The following is a 15,376-nucleotide window of genomic DNA, read 5'->3' on the forward strand; positions in this document are numbered from 1 at the left end:
ATTTAAACCGTATTTTTACCTTTTAAATAAGTTGAGGAAGAAAGTATTTTATGGCAAGATCACGACTGAATAGTGGGAACGCAGCTGAGAAAGAATTACCAAAAGCAAAGATCAACAAACAAAGCTTGCAAAAAATCAGCAAGCTTATTGGCTACATAAAACCATACCGGGCTAAGTTTTTTGGCGGTTTGATATTTCTTATCATATCAAGCTTAACAGGCTTGGCTTTTCCGGGCTTTTTTGGAGCACTGATTGATGCAGCACAAGGTAAGCAGCACTTTAGCTTTATACCGGCCAATTTAGTTACCATAGGCGAAATAGCTATTGTGGTATTGTTTTTACAGGGGTTTGTGTCCTACTTCCGTATTACTTGGTTTGTACAGGTAGCCGAAAAATCTCTGGCAGATATTCGCAGAGACACTTACTTTAAGCTGGTAACGCTGCCTATGAATTTTTTCTCTAACCGCCGTGTTGGAGAGTTAAACAGCCGCATCTCCGCCGACCTTTCACAAATACAAGATACACTGACCACCACTTTTGCAGAAATCATCAGGCAAATCATCATTCTGGTAGGCGGCATCATTTTACTGGCTATATCATCTATTAAGTTAACGCTGGCACTGCTATTGGTACTGCCGTTTTTAATTGTGATAGCCATATTTTTTGGCAAGTTCATTCGTAACCTATCTCGTCAGGCGCAAGATAAGCTGGCCGAATCAAACACCATTGTTGAGGAAACCTTACAAGGCATAGCCAACGTTAAGGCATTTGTAAACGAAGCTTTTGAGGCAGGCCGCTATACTAAAAACCTGAGCGAGGTGGTAACGCTGGCTGTTAAAGGAGCTAAGTACCGCGGTATGTTCGGTGCCTTTATTGTGTTCTGTTTGTTTGGTACTATTTTTTGCGAAATATGGTACGGTTCTTACCTAGTATCTATTCACGATAACGGACTGACCTTTGGAAAGTTAACCACCTTTATTGTATACGCAGCTTTCATTAGTGCGGCAATGGGTAGCCTGCCCGATCTGTATGCCAACTTGCAAAAAGCCATTGGTGCAAGCGAACGGGTGTTGGAAATTTTAGCCGAACAAGGTGAAGCTGTTTCGATACATGAAAGCGAAAATGCCATCAAACAAATTATAAAAGGTAATTTGACCTTCGGTAATATCAATTTCCATTACCCTTCAAGGCCGGAGATTGAGGTATTGAAAGAGGTTTCAATAGAAGCGCAAGCCGGTCAAAAAGTAGCTATCGTGGGACCGAGCGGCTCGGGTAAATCAACCATGGCAGCATTGATATTGCAATTTTACCATCCGCAAAGCGGTCAAATGCTGTTTGATGGCAAACCTGCAGCCGATTATGCTTTAACCGACATACGCAACCAGGTAGCCATAGTGCCGCAGGATGTATTGTTGTTTGGCGGCAGCATTCGTGAAAACATCGCTTACGGCAAGCGTAATGCAACCGAGGCGGAAGTTATACAAGCAGCCAAGCGGGCCAACGCAGATCAGTTTATCACCGGTTTTCCGGAAGGTTATGATACCATTGTTGGCGAACGTGGTGTTAAGCTTTCAGGCGGTCAGCGCCAGCGTATTGCTATTGCGCGGGCTTTGCTTAAAAATCCTTCCATACTCATATTAGATGAGGCTACCTCGTCTCTTGACTCAGAATCTGAACGATTGGTGCAGGAGGCTTTAGAAGAGTTGATGAAGGGCCGTACTTCTATCATCATCGCACACCGCCTTTCTACCATTCGCGAAGCTGACAAAATTGTAGTTCTCGAAAAAGGCCGTATCATTGAAAGCGGGACTCATGAAGAACTTATTGCCCGCGAAGAAGGCCTTTACCGTTATCTTAGCCAATTGCAGTTCGATACGACTGCTTAACGTTCATCGTTTATAAGGTTCATCAGTTTTAATAATGGCTTTTTAGCTGCCAAGACTGTTGAACCGATAAGCCATTGAATAATGAACCATATAAAATGAATTTAACGATACACGGGGCAGCCCGTCAGGTTACCGGCAGCATGCATTTGCTGGAGGTTAACCAATACAAAATATTAATTGACTGCGGACTTGATTATGAGAAAGACCGCAACATACAAGCGAACGAAGATTTTCCGTTTAACCCATCTGAGGTAGACGTAGTAATTTTAACCCACGCGCACATTGACCATTCGGGTAACTTACCAACACTGGTGCGCATGGGCTTTGAGGGACAAATTCTGTGCACCCCGCCTACTGCCGAGCTGGCCGAGTTACTTTTGATGGACTCGGTAAGTATATTTTTGAATAAGATGCATAAGCAAAATAAGCATCGCCGGGGGAAACATCATTCCACCACACGCCAGCCGTTATACTTGCAAAAGCACGTAATGGATACGGTGGAACGTATGGTAACCGTTGGCTTTAATAAGCCTTTCCGTTTAAACGGCGATATTGAGTTGACGTTTATACCGGTAGGCCATTTACTGGGCGCTGCTGCCGTAGTTTTAAAGTTAAACGACCATGGTGAAGAAAAAACGATAGCTTTTACAGGCGATATTGGCCGTAACAACTACCCGGTATTAAATGACCCGCAACCATTACCTCCTGTGGATTACCTAGTAAGTGAATCTACCTATGGCGGCCGCTTTCACTCTAAGGATAAAACTATTGAGCAGGTACTTATTGAGACTATTGACAAAGCCTGCATTAAAGAATCAGGCAGGTTAATTATACCGGCCTTTAGTATTGGCCGCACACAGGCTTTGGTATACTCGCTTAATAAGATTTTTAGTAGTGGCTTATTACCGCCCATAAAGGTTTTTGTAGATAGCCCGATGGCTTCTGCTTCAACCCAGGTGTTCCGCAAACACCATGGCTTGCTTAATGAAGAGGCGCAGGAGTTCTACCGCGACAAAGGCGATGAATTTGAATTTGACAACCTTACCTACGTTGAAAATTTAAAAGATAGCCGCCAGATAGCTAATTACTTTGAGCCTTGCATCATCATATCATCAGCAGGTATGCTGGAGGGTGGCCGTATACAAGATCACCTTTACAACAATATTCAGAATTACTATTGCACCATCCTTTTTATTGGCTATTGCGCCAAAGGTACGTTGGGCTACCGCCTGCTTCGTGGAGATCCGGTTGTTCATATTAAAGACCGGGAGATGGCCGTTTATGCCACTATTAAAAAAACAGATCTGTTCAGCGCTCACGGCGATCACGATGATTTAGTCAATACCGTTAAGCAGCAAAAGCCAGAAAAGCTCAAAAAGGTTTTTTTAGTACACGGCGAAGATGAAAGTATGCAAGCCATGGCCGATGCGCTTTTTGCAGATGGCTATAAAGTTACCATACCAGAGAAAAGTTTAAGCTATACCTTGTAAATGCTTATATTTATAAGCATTTACAATTAAGGCAGTATCACAATTTTATCTCATGAAAAGATTTTCATCCTTTAAAAGATCTCAGATTAGCTTTTTAGTGATTACAGCGCTGGTAGCAACACTATCATCATGCGGCAAAGAAGCTGATCCGGCGGTTATAAAAGTTTCTTCGGCTCCAATTACAGGTGGAACAGCGACTACGCCGGGCGGAGGCACTACCACACCTGGGGGTGGCACTACTACACCGGGTGGAGGAACTACTACACCTGGCAGTGGCACTACAACGCCTGGTGGTGGAACTACAACGCCAGGGGGTGGAACGACAATTCCGGGAGGTGGAACGACAACACCTGGAACCGGCGGCTCGCTTACCATAAGCAATGACGGCAATGCCGGTATTGCTATCGGCGAAGCAAACACTATTGTATATGATTTTAAAGGGACCAGATTTACATTAAGAAATTCATCTAACTATGCAGTTATGGGCACATCTATATCTGCATTAGGCTTTACTACCAATGCCATTACAGGTACCGGCACTGATCCGGCAAGCTCAACTACATTTATTTTAGGCACTTTTGGTGGGGCACAAGGCGTAATGGATTTAACACAAGCCAGTATAATGTTGCCTAATGGAACAACTTACTCGTTGAGTACAGCAGGTAAGATAAATTACAACACTTTTTCTGTTAGCGGCAATAAGTTAACAACCAAAGGCACGTTTGATATGATACTTGAAAACGAAAGTAATGCAAACGATAAAATTAAAGTTGGCGGATCTTTCAACCTGCAGTAATTACGGCCAAATAAGTTCAACAAAAAAGCCCTGGCATTGATGCCAGGGCTTTTTTGTTGAGTAGGGTAATGTATTATGCTATACTTTTAAAATGATTGATAATTAAAGTTGCCAGCTCTACCCCTATCCGCTCCTGTGCTTCGTTTGTTGAAGCGCCAATGTGAGGTGTTAACGAGATTTTTGGATGCTGTAGCAACTCAGCAAGTGGCGTAGGCTCGTCATCAAACACATCCAAACCCGCAAAAGCCAGTTGACCGCTGTTAAGGGCCTCTAACAGGGCAGCCTCATCAACAGTGCCACCGCGTGAGCAATTTACCAATCCGGCTCCTTTTTTCATCAGAGCAAATTCTTTTGCACCAATTACCGGCTCATGGCTAAATGGCACGTGCAGCGATATGAAGTCGCTTTTGGCAATTACTTCTTCTTTCTCGGCATATTGTACAGGCACCTTAACGGTTATGCCGCCGCCTAAAGTAAGTTCCAACTCGGTTGTAGATGGATGCACGTCAAACGCCAGCACTTCCATTCCAAGGCCATAAGCAATCTTGGCTGTTTCGCGGCCTATGCGACCAAAGCCTAAAATACCAATTGTTTTACCACGCAGTTCAATACCTTTGGCATAAGCCTTTTTCAGGTCGTTAAACTTTGTTGCGCCTTCAACCGGCATTTTGCGGTTGCTGTCTTGCAAAAAGCGTACACCGGTAAACAAGTGCGCAAACACCAGTTCGGCTACCGATGCCGATGATGCAGCAGGTGTGTTATGTACGGCAACGCCTCTTTCAAGCGCATATTCTACATCAATATTGTCAACACCTACTCCGCCTCTGCCAATCAGTTTCAAATCAGGGCATTCGTCAATTAAGGCCTTGCGTACTTTGGTAGCGCTGCGAACGGTTATGGCATCATATGCCCGCAATTTTACAGGCAGTTCTTCTTGGGGTATGTGCGTGGTATCAACAATAAATCCGGCAGCTTCAAGCATTTGCTTGCCAACTGGGTCAATACCATCATTAGCTAGTAATTTTATCATGGTTTAAGGGAGTGTTTAAGGTTTGTTGCTTAAGTGGCTTATTGGTTGAATAGCTTAATAGATAGAATGGTTGATACAGCTCAAACTATCTTACACCTCAACCCATCAACAGATTATTAAGCTTTATTTTTCTCGGCAAATTCCTGCATCGCGTCAATGAGCACGTGGATACTGGTGGTAGGCAATGCATTGTAAATAGACGCGCGGAAACCACCTACACTGCGGTGGCCTTTAATACCCACAATGCCTTTCTCATCACAAAGCTTCAGGAAAGGCTTCTCATGCTCAGCATTGTTTACCACGAAGCATACATTCATTTTTGAACGGTCTTCGGTTGCAGCTACGCCTTTGAACAAAGGGTTGCGGTCAATCTCACGATACAGCATTGCTGCCTTGTCATTATTCTCTTTCTCCATAGCAGCTACGCCGCCTTTAGCTTTTAACCAACCCAGCGTAAGCATAGACACGTAAATAGCAAATACCGGAGGCGTATTGTACATAGAGCCCCCTTCAATTTGCGTTTGATAATTGAACATAGCCGGAATCTTACGGTCAACTTTGCCTAAAATCTCGTCTTTAACAATCACCAATGTAGTGCCAGCAGGACCCATGTTCTTTTGAGCGCCAGCGTAAATCAAGCCAAAATCGGCCACGTTTATTTTACGGCTGAAAATATCTGAAGACATATCGGCAATCATAGGCACAGGTGATGGTTTAATATCCTGTAACTGCGTACCGTATATAGTATTGTTGGTGGTGATATGAAAATATGCCGCGTCTGCAGGTACCGTATAATCTTTAGGGATGTAAGTGAAATTGCTTTCTTTAGAGGTAGCTACAATTTCCAGGGCACCAAAATACTTAGCTTCTTTGGCGGCTTTGTTAGCCCATACACCAGTTTCAAGGTATGCCGCTTTACCACCTTCAGGCAGCAGGTTATAGGGTACCATTGCAAATTGCTGGCTGGCACCGCCTTGTAAAAACAATACCGAATAACCCTCAGGCACTTCCAGTAATTCTTTAACCAGCTTTACGGCCTCGTCTAAAACAGCTTCAAACTCGGCTGAGCGATGCGAAATTTCGAGGATGGATAAACCGATACCATTAAAATCAACCACTGCCTGGGCAGCTTGTTTTAAAACTTCATGAGGAAGGATGCCTGGTCCGGCACCGAAATTGTGTTTCATAACGCTTGTATATAGTTAGCAAGGGCAAATGAGCACCTTTACTTGCGCCCGAAGTTAAATATTTACCCTATTAAGTTGGTAGTTAATTACAATTTTGTGAATAATAAGTGAGCATTGTGAATTACGCCAAAATGAAAACGCCCCTTACCCATGCTTAAGCCGGGCAATGGTTTGCCGCGGATCATCAGAAGAAAAAACGAAATTGCCGGCTACCAGCACATTGGCTCCTGTGGCAACCAATTGTGGCGCATTTTGCAAATTTACACCACCATCAACTTCAATAAATAAACCGGGGTTGTGAGCCGAGCTCAAATCTTTGATGTCTTCCACTTTTTTATAAGTGTTGTTGATGAATTTTTGGCCGCCAAAACCCGGATTAACCGACATAATTAGTACTAGGTCCAAATCTGCAATAATATCTTCCAGCAAGGCAACCGGTGTATGCGGATTGAGCGCCACCCCTGCTCTGCAGCCTAATTCTTTTATGACTTGCAGGGTGCGGTGAAGATGGGTGGTTGCCTCAATGTGTACGGTTATATTAGCAGCGCCTGCATCGGCAAATGCCTTAATATACCTGTCGGGGTCGGTTATCATCAAATGCACATCTAATGGCTTGGTTGCATATTTATGAACTGCCTCTACAACCGGAAAACCAAACGAAATGTTAGGCACAAACAAACCATCCATAATATCAACATGTATCCAGTCGGCCTCACTATTGTTGAGCAACTCGATATCACGCTGTAGGTTAGCAAAATCTGCAGCTAAAATGGACGGGGCAGTTAGATGGTTCATGCCGCCAAAGATAGATACTTTGGGAAAAGATTAATCAGGAAAGTGTAAAAGGAAAAAAGCCCCAAAAAAGGCAAAGCGTGGCTTAGTCGCAGTTTAGCAACAGATCGTAATATTTACGCATAAGCTCAGTATCGTAGTTTACCAGTGATTGGTAAGCCTCAGACACCAGCTCGTTCAGAATAGAAGCTCCCAATTGGCCAGCGCCGTTGGGAATTGATTCGTAATACTTAATTAACTCTTTAACCCTTATAATTTCGTAAAGCAGCTGCTGGACCAGATCGGTTTGCGACCTGTTGGGTGTACCGTGTAAACTGCTGCTCAAAAAATCTAAAGGATCATCATTAGACGTAGATGTCATGTTTTTCAATAGGATCAGACTTTAGATGCTTCGGCATTTATCTAATAGAAATCTTATCCAATAGTTTTAAACTAATGACTTAGGGGTTTACAAAGAAACGAAAAACAAACAAAAAAACCACATACCCTTTGAATAAATCTGGGGATATGTGGTTTTTGCGCGGTTTAAGGCTGCTATTTATTCGCCTTTTGGAGCGTCTGTTCTTTGTGGCTTAGGCAACAAAGCTTTACGCGAAAGCTTAAGTTTACCTTGTTTGTCGATATCTAACAATTTCACAGTTACCATCTCACCCACTTCAAACACACCATCCATAGTTTCGATACGGCGATGGTCTATTTCAGAAATGTGAAGTAAGCCGTCTTTACCAGGCATGATCTCAACAAATGCACCGAAAGGCATAATTGAGCGTACTTTACCTTCGTAAGTTTCGCCTACCTCAGGTTTTGATGCAATAGCACGAATACGGCCTACAGCAGCATCAATAGCTTCTTTGTTGTCGCCAAATATCTGTACGATACCCTGGTTGTCTTTCTCCTCGATATTGATGGTAGCACCGGTCTCGCGTTGCATTTCCTGGATGATTTTACCACCAGGCCCGATAACTGCACCAATAAATTCTTTGTCGATTTTAAGGGTAACAATACGTGGCGCAAACGGCTTGTAATCTTCACGTGGGGCAGCAATGGTTTTAGCCATTTCGCCCAAAATGTGTAAGCGACCTTCTTTAGCCTGATCTAACGCGTTGCTTAATACTTCGTATGATAAACCGTTTATCTTTAAGTCCATTTGGCAAGCTACAATACCATTTTTGGTACCGGTTACCTTAAAGTCCATATCACCTAAGTGGTCTTCATCACCCAAAATATCAGAAAGGATAGCATATTTGGTACCCATTTCATTGGTGATTAAGCCCATGGCTATACCAGATACAGGTTCTTTTATTTTGATACCTGCATCCATCAATGCCAAGGTACCGGCACAAACTGTTGCCATTGACGACGAACCGTTTGATTCCAGAATATCGGATACGATACGGATAGTATATGGGTTTTCGTCCTCAGCAGGTAATACGCGTTTTAATGAACGCATAGCCAGGTTACCATGACCAATTTCGCGACGGCCAGCACCACGGTTAGGACGAACCTCACCTGTTGAAAAACCGGGAAAATTATAGTGTAACAGGAATTTTTGATAACCATTGATGAATGCACCATCAATCATTTGCTCATCATCCTTAGCACCTAAGGTAACGGTGGTTAATGATTGCGTTTCGCCACGTGTAAATACGGCCGAACCGTGTGCAGATGGTAAGTAACCCACTTCGCTCCAGATAGGACGAATTTGTGTAGTTTGACGGCCATCTAAACGCTTGCCTTCATCTAACACCAGGTTACGAATAGCATCATACTCCACATCATGGTAGTATTTTTTAGCTAATGACTTGGTGATGTCGTCAATTTCGCCTAAAGTAGCAATATATGCATCGCGCACTTCTTTAAACTTGGCCGACCGCTCATCTTTAGCCGAAGCCGAAGAAGCAACTGCGTAAACCTGCTCATAAGTGGCAGCATAGATGGCTTTTTTCAAATCCTCGTTGCTGTGCTCGTGGCTATAGGTACGTTTCTCGGTTTTGCCAACTTCAATAGTTAACTCTTTTTGAGCTAAACATTGGATTTTAATAGCATTGTGGGCAAATTTAATGGCCTCAACCAGTTCAGCTTCCTGAATTTCGTAAGCTTCACCTTCTACCATGTTAATATCGTGCTCAGAACCTGCAACGATGAATTCTAAAGTGGCGTTAGCTAACTGGCTTAAAGTTGGATTAATAACCAGCTGACCATCAATTTTAGCTACACGTACTTCTGAAATTGGGCCGTTAAAAGGAATATCAGAAACAGACAAAGCTGCTGATGCAGCCAAACCGGCTAAAGCATCGGGCATGATATCTTTATCGGCTGATATTAAAGAGATCATCACTTGTGTATCTGCGTGATAATCTTCAGGGAATAACGGACGCAAAGCGCGGTCAACCAAACGTGAGATTAAAACCTCATAATCTGATAAACGGGCCTCGCGGCGCAAAAAACCACCTGGTATACGACCGGTAGCCGCATATTTTTCTTGATAGTCTACCGATAAGGGCAGAAAATCTATCCCTTCTTTAGCTTCTTTCGAAGAAACTACAGTAGCCAGTAACATGGTATCACCCATTTTTACCACTACCGAGCCATCGGCTTGTTTGGCCAGTTTTCCGGTTTCGATCTCAATGGTGCGGCCGTCACCTAAATCGATTACCTTTTTAATTGCATTGTAACTCATCTTTGTTTTATGTGATGCGCTTTTCATCTTTAGAGCGCACCGGTTTTTTATTGTTTTTGTATCAAAATTAAAAAAGCCATCCGCAAACGGACAGCTTTTTTTTAAAGACCGGAAAGCATTATTTAATGATATCCCTCAGCTCAAGAGCTTTGATGATAGCACGATATCTTTGAATGTCTTTTTTGTACAGGTAAGCTAACAAAGCACGACGTTTACCTACCAGTTTCTGTAATGATAACTGAGTGGCGAAGTCTTTTTTGTTCTTTTTTAAGTGACCGGTTAAGTGTGCGATACGGTTTGTGAATAAAGCAACCTGACCTTCGGCTGAACCTGTGTTAGTGGCAGCGCCACCGTGTTTTGTGAAAATCTCTTGTTTCCACTCTGAACTTAAATACATTACGTGAATAATATTAAAGCGTTTATAACTTTTGTTAATTAGGTGCAAATGTAGCTAATATTATTTAGTTACACAAACACTCAACAGATACAAAAAAGTTAGTAAAGGGCCCTTATAACAGATACTGCCCTGCCTGTCCATATTGTTCTAAATTTCTAATACCAGTGCTTGATATGTGCTCAAATTCGCGGTCGCAAAAAACAGATATAATATGAAGCGGCTTGGTACTTAAATCTTGTAAATACCTGTACTGGTTTAGTTCATACTGCAAATCTGTGCTGTTTCTTAAACCTCTTATAATGGTTGCAGGATAGCCCAAACTATTTATAAAATCGGTTAGCAGTCCGCTGTAGCTTTCAATTTGCCTGTAAGTTAGAGCGGCAGGCAGGGTATGTGTTGCGGGCCCTTTATCGGCATTAATGCCGCGGGCAATAATTACCTTGTCAAATATTCCCTCCGCCTTTTGTAATATATTGTAATGCCCCTTATGAAAAGGGTTAAAGCTTCCCGGGTAAACCGCAATGGTTGGCTGCCTGCACTCTACATAAGTAATTAACGCATCCAGATCAGGGTTAGCCACCTGCTCTTTTAATTTTTTTAGAACTTCAAGACGTTTAACTTTATAAATACTGTAATCTACAAACTGAAATTCTTTGAATATCTGATGTTCATAGGCGATGAGTTTATGTAAAGGCTGATAAAGTATATTAAGGTCTATTTCGCAAAATATGGCAGAGAGCGCTGTAGAAGGCTGATGCGTTTTAGTGTCTAAAATAATGTTTGATACTTCTTGCTTCAACATTTCGTCACCACTGTAATTTTCGATAAAGAATCGTTCTGAGTCTTCTTCATTAGTTAACGATTTTGGGTCGTATATAATGTCATGATAAACGGCTGCTAATAGCAGTGCTTTATTATCTATCAGGCCCCGGTTTGTCAATTGCTGAAAAATATCTTCAAGGTGGTTCAAGGTATGGTAAAACCTATGTGGTTCCTCATAGCGTTTAAACGCCTCATGAGGCACTCCTAACTGCGCCAGTTTGTTCTTAATCAATGTAATATCCATTGTCCATTTACGCTTATGTAATTAGTTGTTTTCAGCGTCAAATGTATCATTTACAAAATTTTAAACAATGCGGACGGCTTTCGTATTTAGTATTTACATCTTTGCATATGAACGCCCCTTTTAAATATGCCACCTTTGAAACCGAGCACCGCGTACGGCCCGATGATATAGACATGTTTCAGCATGTGCATAACAGCAAGTATTTTGATTACGTGCTGGCTGCACGTTACGAGCAAATGGATGCCCATTACGGCATGTCGATGGAGAAATTTATGGAACGCGGCTTTGGCTGGGTAGTGCGCACTGCACATGTAGATTATAAACGTCCGCTGGTTATGGGCGACTACTTTTTAGTGCGTACGGGAATTGAAACTATTGACGACAAAGGCTGCCGTGTGGCCTTCACTATTACCAACAAAGCCACCAAGAAAGTTTGCTGCGACGGCTGGTTCGATTATACCATGATTGATATGAAAACCGGCCGCGGTGCCAAAATACCCGAAGATATTATCGCGCATTACGGAGTATAGTAGCTTGAGGGAATGCTAGTTTTTAGATATAATTTTGTACCCCTAAAAAGTTTATAGAATTACCGGAAGAAATGATATAACCAGTTAAGCTTATTAATGAAGCAGCATTTGTAGCGTGCTGTAATCTGAAAGTTAGTAAGGTTACTTTTCAGTAACCATCGGCATGTCCTTGTAATATAACCGGAGGTGTATAAGATATGATGCTATTAAATTAACGCCAATAACTACAGGCATCAGCTTAAACATCATTACCCAAAATAACAGTATAAACAGGCCCATTACCCACTGCAGATATTTATCCATGTTGAGGCCTATATAATACACTAAGGTATGCAGTAGCATGAGCATGCTTAAAGCCATGAGCAAGAGTTGCACAGCAAGCACCGGGTTAAAACGGCTGAACAACCAAACGCCTTCGGGCAGTAACAAAAGCAGGTAAGTAAGAAAGTTATTGCCATACTGCTTACCAAGCGAGACAGGGAAATTGCGCACAAAGCTTAAATAAGTTACCTCAAACCGTTGCTTTTCGAAAACGAGTACAGCGTGCGCCACTCCTATAGCCAGTACTGCCATACCAGCCACGCGAGCATCGCTCTTCACATCATCAAACAAATAGAATACGCTGGTAACAATGAGCCACGACAGCAGTTTGGTAATGCTATAAGGCACTTTTAACCGGTTGAGAACATGATATATATACAGGCTGAAATACGGCTTACGGAAGGAGCTGGTCCATGTTAATAACCAGGAGCTGTTACTGCCGTTTATCAAACGGTTTAAAAGTAAGGTATACAGCCATGCACTTGCAGCCGCCAGCAGCAACAAGTAAGTAAAGATAATAACCGGCGTTAGGTAGTAATGATATGCTATACCTACGCACACAGCTATAAGGCCATAAGTTATAACAGGCAATAGTATATATAGCTGTATAATGAACCAGCTTTGAAGTTGCTTGCTCCGGCTAAATGAGTTAAGGCTATAAAACAAAAAGTGTTGCTGTGGTGCCAGCATCTGGCCGGCAACATAGTGGCAGCATTTAACGGTGTAAATTAACCATGCGCCAAAAACAATCAAAAGCATGATGGGACTGGAAATAAATGCCAGCATCAGCGTTTTGTGATAGTTTATAATTTGTGCGGGATCAACCGCGCCAATCATAAACAAAAAGAAGAACAGAAACAGGCCAGCATGTGCCTGGTAAAAGCCCTGCACAAAAATGCGATTGAGCACATGCGTAGGCCAACATTTCATATAACGGTGGCAGCGTTTAACGTTTGGTTCTCAATTTGCAACACCTGGGCCGGTAAAATTGCACTGTCGAGTATTTGGTGCGATGACAGCAAAAAGCTGGTTCCGTATTGCTGGTGGTGTTCGGTTATCCACTGGTATAAAATGTTGAGCGCGGCAGTATCAATCGTAATCAGCGGCTCATCCAACAATATAAGTTTGGGTTTACCTAAAAAAGCCAATAACAGCGATAGCTTTTTGAGCATCCCGCTGGAATACGTACCAACAGGTTTATGCACATAACTACCCATGCCCATTGTATCCAGGTAGTGTTGCTCCTGCCCTGCCGGCACATCTTTAGCTCCAGCAAACAAATCGATCAGTTCGCGACCAGTTAAAAACTCTGGGAACAAGGGCTCGGCTTCGGCAAAGTTGACCAGCTTGCGATATTCAACAGGCTGTTTTTTGATGCTGATACCATTCAAAAAAACATCGCCCTGAAACGAGAGTATACCGGCAACCGATTTTAGCAGGGTGCTTTTACCCGATCCGTTTACGCCTTTAATCCAGTAAATGCCGGCATCAACGGTAAAATCGGATATACTTAGCGCAGGGTAACTGCCATAAGATTTCTGAAAGTTATTGAAGCGTAGCATAAGAAAGCCTTAAAAGCTGCCTTCTACAATATTACCGTAAAATTCCTGAACACTCATACCTGCGGCGCGCACTTGCTGCGGTATCAAACTATTGGCCGACTGGCCGGGAGTGGTATTTACCTCAATAAAATAAAAATCGCCGGTTTGCTCATCAAGAATAAAATCTATCCGCACCATGCCTCGGCAATTAAGGCGCAGGTAAACCTCTGTCAAAATATCGGCTATAATCTTATTCTTTTCGGCGGGTAAATCGGCGGGTGTAATCTCCTGTGTTACGCCGGGGGTGTATTTGGCTTCGTAGTCAAAAAACTCTTTAGAGCTTATGATCTCGGTAGCTGGTAAAACTACCAGCTTGCCATTTAAACGAGCTATACCCTGGCTAAATTCGCGGCCTTTTATAAACTCCTCAACCAGTATTTGGCTATCCTCATGAAATGCCTTCTCTAATGCGGCTGGTAGCTCTGCAACCGAATGTACCTTACTCATGCCCACACTGCTGCCACCATTGTTAGGTTTCACAAACAATGGAAATTTCAATGCAGCGGCAATGGTACCTACATCGTGCATATCACTCTTAAACAATTTTACAGACTTGGCCGCATGTAAATTGGGAACACCTTGCACCAACGCCTTGGTATAAGCCTTGTTCATGGTAATGGCCGATGTTGTAGCATCGCAGGTATTGTACGGGATACCCAGCATGTCCAGGTAACCTTGTATCTTCCCATCCTCGCCGGGGGTACCGTGTATAGTAATAAAAGCGCTATCAAATAATATTTTGCTACCGTTGAGCGTCAGACTGAAATCGTTTTTATCAACATCAACAGCTTCACCATCGCTCTGGAAAAACCAGCGGTCGCGGTTTATCAGGATGGTATAAACGTTATATTTTTCAGCATCTAGGTTTGCTGCAATGTTTTTAGCACTGTTAATGGATACCTCATATTCGCCGGTGTAGCCGCCGGCCAGCAGGGCGATGTTCTTCTTGCTCATAGTGCCAAATATAGAAAAAATTAGACCTCACAAACCCTCAGAAATAAGGATGGCTTTAAAAAATGCACAACAAAACATGGGAGTGATTACTGTTGAACACATAAAACTGAACTTTGCGGAATGGCTTAAATCCTGCTTTATAAGTTTAGCACTAATGATCCATATTAAAGTCTACCCTCCCCGAGGAGATTTAGTGGGCTTAGCATTTACACAGGCCATTTTTTTACTACTTTTGTACATGCCTTATAAAGAACGCGATATCAGCAAGATGTACTACACCATGGGCGAGGTTACTTCCATGTTCGACGTAAATCACTCACTGATCAGGTATTATGAAAAGGAATTCGACATTCTCCAACCTAAAAAGAACAAAAAAGGCAATCGCTATTTTACCGGTGAGGATATCGATAACCTGAAAATCATTTTTCACCTTATACGCGAAAAAGGCTATACCATACAAGGGGCTAAAGATCATTTAAAAAACAATTTGAATGAATCGAAAAGCCAGCAAAGCGTATTAGATTCGCTTGAAAATCTGAAAAAATTCCTTCTCGAGGTGCGCGATCAACTGTAGTACTTAGAGTGGAGAGCATAGGATCAATCATAAAGACGGTTGGATGGGCGATCGTTTAATGCGTTGTTAATG

The 15,376-nt window shown here is 42.6% G+C and carries 15 protein-coding genes; 5 read left to right on the forward strand and 10 right to left on the reverse strand.

All coding sequences use genetic code 11. The annotated features are described in order from the left end of the window. Window positions 1-50 precede the first annotated feature (50 nt). From ABDD95_RS13685 to ABDD95_RS13695, 3 genes are all read left to right on the forward strand, one after another. Window positions 51-1,886, forward strand: a complete 1,836-nt coding sequence (locus ABDD95_RS13685) for an ABC transporter transmembrane domain-containing protein (protein ID WP_345947894.1) — start codon at window positions 51-53, stop codon at window positions 1,884-1,886. Window positions 1,887-1,981: 95 nt separating this feature from the next. Further along, window positions 1,982-3,376 (forward strand): MBL fold metallo-hydrolase, encoded by a 1,395-nt coding sequence (locus tag ABDD95_RS13690; protein ID WP_345947895.1) that lies wholly within the window; start codon window positions 1,982-1,984, stop codon window positions 3,374-3,376. Window positions 3,377-3,428: 52 nt separating this feature from the next. Further along, window positions 3,429-4,172, forward strand: a complete 744-nt coding sequence (locus ABDD95_RS13695) for a hypothetical protein (RefSeq protein WP_345947896.1) — start codon at window positions 3,429-3,431, stop codon at window positions 4,170-4,172. A gap of 73 nt (window positions 4,173-4,245) precedes the next feature. On the opposite strand, the gene ABDD95_RS13700 is transcribed toward ABDD95_RS13695, so the two are convergent. The 7 genes from ABDD95_RS13700 to ABDD95_RS13730 form a co-directional block, all read right to left on the reverse strand. Then, window positions 4,246-5,202 carry a D-2-hydroxyacid dehydrogenase gene (locus ABDD95_RS13700; RefSeq protein ID WP_345947897.1) on the reverse strand — a complete coding sequence of 319 codons (957 nt, stop codon included), beginning with the start codon at window positions 5,200-5,202 and terminating at the stop codon, window positions 4,246-4,248. Window positions 5,203-5,318: 116 nt separating this feature from the next. After that, window positions 5,319-6,389: a 3-phosphoserine/phosphohydroxythreonine transaminase gene (gene serC, locus ABDD95_RS13705; protein ID WP_345947898.1), complete on the reverse strand. Its 1,071-nt coding sequence runs from the start codon at window positions 6,387-6,389 to the stop codon at window positions 5,319-5,321. A gap of 144 nt (window positions 6,390-6,533) precedes the next feature. After that, window positions 6,534-7,184 (reverse strand): ribulose-phosphate 3-epimerase, encoded by a 651-nt coding sequence (rpe, locus tag ABDD95_RS13710; RefSeq protein ID WP_345947899.1) that lies wholly within the window; start codon window positions 7,182-7,184, stop codon window positions 6,534-6,536. 82 nt (window positions 7,185-7,266) lie between these two features. Then, window positions 7,267-7,542, reverse strand: coding sequence for a hypothetical protein (locus ABDD95_RS13715; RefSeq protein ID WP_345947900.1), 276 nt, complete (start codon window positions 7,540-7,542; stop codon window positions 7,267-7,269). A 177-nt stretch (window positions 7,543-7,719) separates the two neighbouring features. Further along, window positions 7,720-9,861, reverse strand: a complete 2,142-nt coding sequence (pnp, locus tag ABDD95_RS13720) for a polyribonucleotide nucleotidyltransferase (protein WP_345947901.1) — start codon at window positions 9,859-9,861, stop codon at window positions 7,720-7,722. A gap of 118 nt (window positions 9,862-9,979) precedes the next feature. After that, entirely contained in the window at window positions 9,980-10,258 is a 279-nt protein-coding gene (gene rpsO / locus ABDD95_RS13725) for a 30S ribosomal protein S15 (RefSeq protein ID WP_345947902.1), read from the reverse strand. 112 nt (window positions 10,259-10,370) lie between these two features. Then, complete coding sequence (locus ABDD95_RS13730) at window positions 10,371-11,324, reverse strand: adenylyltransferase/cytidyltransferase family protein (protein WP_345947903.1); 954 nt, start codon at window positions 11,322-11,324, stop codon at window positions 10,371-10,373. Between the two features lie 107 nt (window positions 11,325-11,431). On the opposite strand from ABDD95_RS13730, the gene ABDD95_RS13735 reads away from it, so the two are divergent. Next, on the forward strand, window positions 11,432-11,854 hold the full coding sequence (locus ABDD95_RS13735) for an acyl-CoA thioesterase (protein WP_345947904.1): 423 nt from the start codon (window positions 11,432-11,434) through the stop codon (window positions 11,852-11,854). 141 nt (window positions 11,855-11,995) lie between these two features. Here the strand turns inward: ABDD95_RS13735 and ABDD95_RS13740 are convergent, their stop codons facing one another. Genes ABDD95_RS13740 through ABDD95_RS13750 form a run of 3 tightly spaced genes read right to left on the reverse strand, consistent with a single transcriptional unit; the run spans window position 11,996 to window position 14,730 of the window. Next, window positions 11,996-13,105: a hypothetical protein gene (locus ABDD95_RS13740; RefSeq protein WP_345947905.1), complete on the reverse strand. Its 1,110-nt coding sequence runs from the start codon at window positions 13,103-13,105 to the stop codon at window positions 11,996-11,998. Then, a complete protein-coding gene (locus tag ABDD95_RS13745; RefSeq protein ID WP_345947906.1) occupies window positions 13,102-13,737 on the reverse strand; it encodes an ABC transporter ATP-binding protein in 636 nt (211 codons plus the stop codon). The genes ABDD95_RS13740 and ABDD95_RS13745 overlap by 4 nt, the downstream gene beginning before the upstream one ends. A 9-nt stretch (window positions 13,738-13,746) precedes the next feature. Further along, complete coding sequence (locus ABDD95_RS13750; protein WP_345947907.1) at window positions 13,747-14,730, reverse strand: D-alanine--D-alanine ligase; 984 nt, start codon at window positions 14,728-14,730, stop codon at window positions 13,747-13,749. A 238-nt stretch (window positions 14,731-14,968) separates the two neighbouring features. On the opposite strand from ABDD95_RS13750, the gene ABDD95_RS13755 reads away from it, so the two are divergent. Then, entirely contained in the window at window positions 14,969-15,304 is a 336-nt protein-coding gene (locus ABDD95_RS13755) for a MerR family transcriptional regulator (RefSeq protein WP_345947908.1), read from the forward strand. Window positions 15,305-15,376 lie beyond the last annotated feature (72 nt).

Origin of the sequence: Mucilaginibacter sp. PAMB04274 (assembly GCF_039634385.2) — a bacterium.
GTDB lineage: Bacteria > Bacteroidota > Bacteroidia > Sphingobacteriales > Sphingobacteriaceae > Mucilaginibacter.

What these genes read in the sequence shown, in the direction of transcription:
- ABDD95_RS13685 (WP_345947894.1), top strand. Translation starts at nt 51, where the DNA reads ATGGCAAGATCACGACTGAATAGTGGGAACGCAGCTGAGAAAGAATTA.
- ABDD95_RS13690 (WP_345947895.1), top strand. Translation starts at nt 1,982, where the DNA reads ATGAATTTAACGATACACGGGGCAGCCCGTCAGGTTACCGGCAGCATG.
- ABDD95_RS13695 (WP_345947896.1), top strand. Translation starts at nt 3,429, where the DNA reads ATGAAAAGATTTTCATCCTTTAAAAGATCTCAGATTAGCTTTTTAGTG.
- ABDD95_RS13700 (WP_345947897.1), bottom strand. Translation starts at nt 5,202, where the DNA reads ATGATAAAATTACTAGCTAATGATGGTATTGACCCAGTTGGCAAGCAA.
- serC (WP_345947898.1), bottom strand. Translation starts at nt 6,389, where the DNA reads ATGAAACACAATTTCGGTGCCGGACCAGGCATCCTTCCTCATGAAGTT.
- rpe (WP_345947899.1), bottom strand. Translation starts at nt 7,184, where the DNA reads ATGAACCATCTAACTGCCCCGTCCATTTTAGCTGCAGATTTTGCTAAC.
- ABDD95_RS13715 (WP_345947900.1), bottom strand. Translation starts at nt 7,542, where the DNA reads ATGACATCTACGTCTAATGATGATCCTTTAGATTTTTTGAGCAGCAGT.
- pnp (WP_345947901.1), bottom strand. Translation starts at nt 9,861, where the DNA reads ATGAGTTACAATGCAATTAAAAAGGTAATCGATTTAGGTGACGGCCGC.
- rpsO (WP_345947902.1), bottom strand. Translation starts at nt 10,258, where the DNA reads ATGTATTTAAGTTCAGAGTGGAAACAAGAGATTTTCACAAAACACGGT.
- ABDD95_RS13730 (WP_345947903.1), bottom strand. Translation starts at nt 11,324, where the DNA reads ATGGATATTACATTGATTAAGAACAAACTGGCGCAGTTAGGAGTGCCT.
- ABDD95_RS13735 (WP_345947904.1), top strand. Translation starts at nt 11,432, where the DNA reads ATGAACGCCCCTTTTAAATATGCCACCTTTGAAACCGAGCACCGCGTA.
- ABDD95_RS13740 (WP_345947905.1), bottom strand. Translation starts at nt 13,105, where the DNA reads ATGAAATGTTGGCCTACGCATGTGCTCAATCGCATTTTTGTGCAGGGC.
- ABDD95_RS13745 (WP_345947906.1), bottom strand. Translation starts at nt 13,737, where the DNA reads ATGCTACGCTTCAATAACTTTCAGAAATCTTATGGCAGTTACCCTGCG.
- ABDD95_RS13750 (WP_345947907.1), bottom strand. Translation starts at nt 14,730, where the DNA reads ATGAGCAAGAAGAACATCGCCCTGCTGGCCGGCGGCTACACCGGCGAA.
- ABDD95_RS13755 (WP_345947908.1), top strand. Translation starts at nt 14,969, where the DNA reads ATGCCTTATAAAGAACGCGATATCAGCAAGATGTACTACACCATGGGC.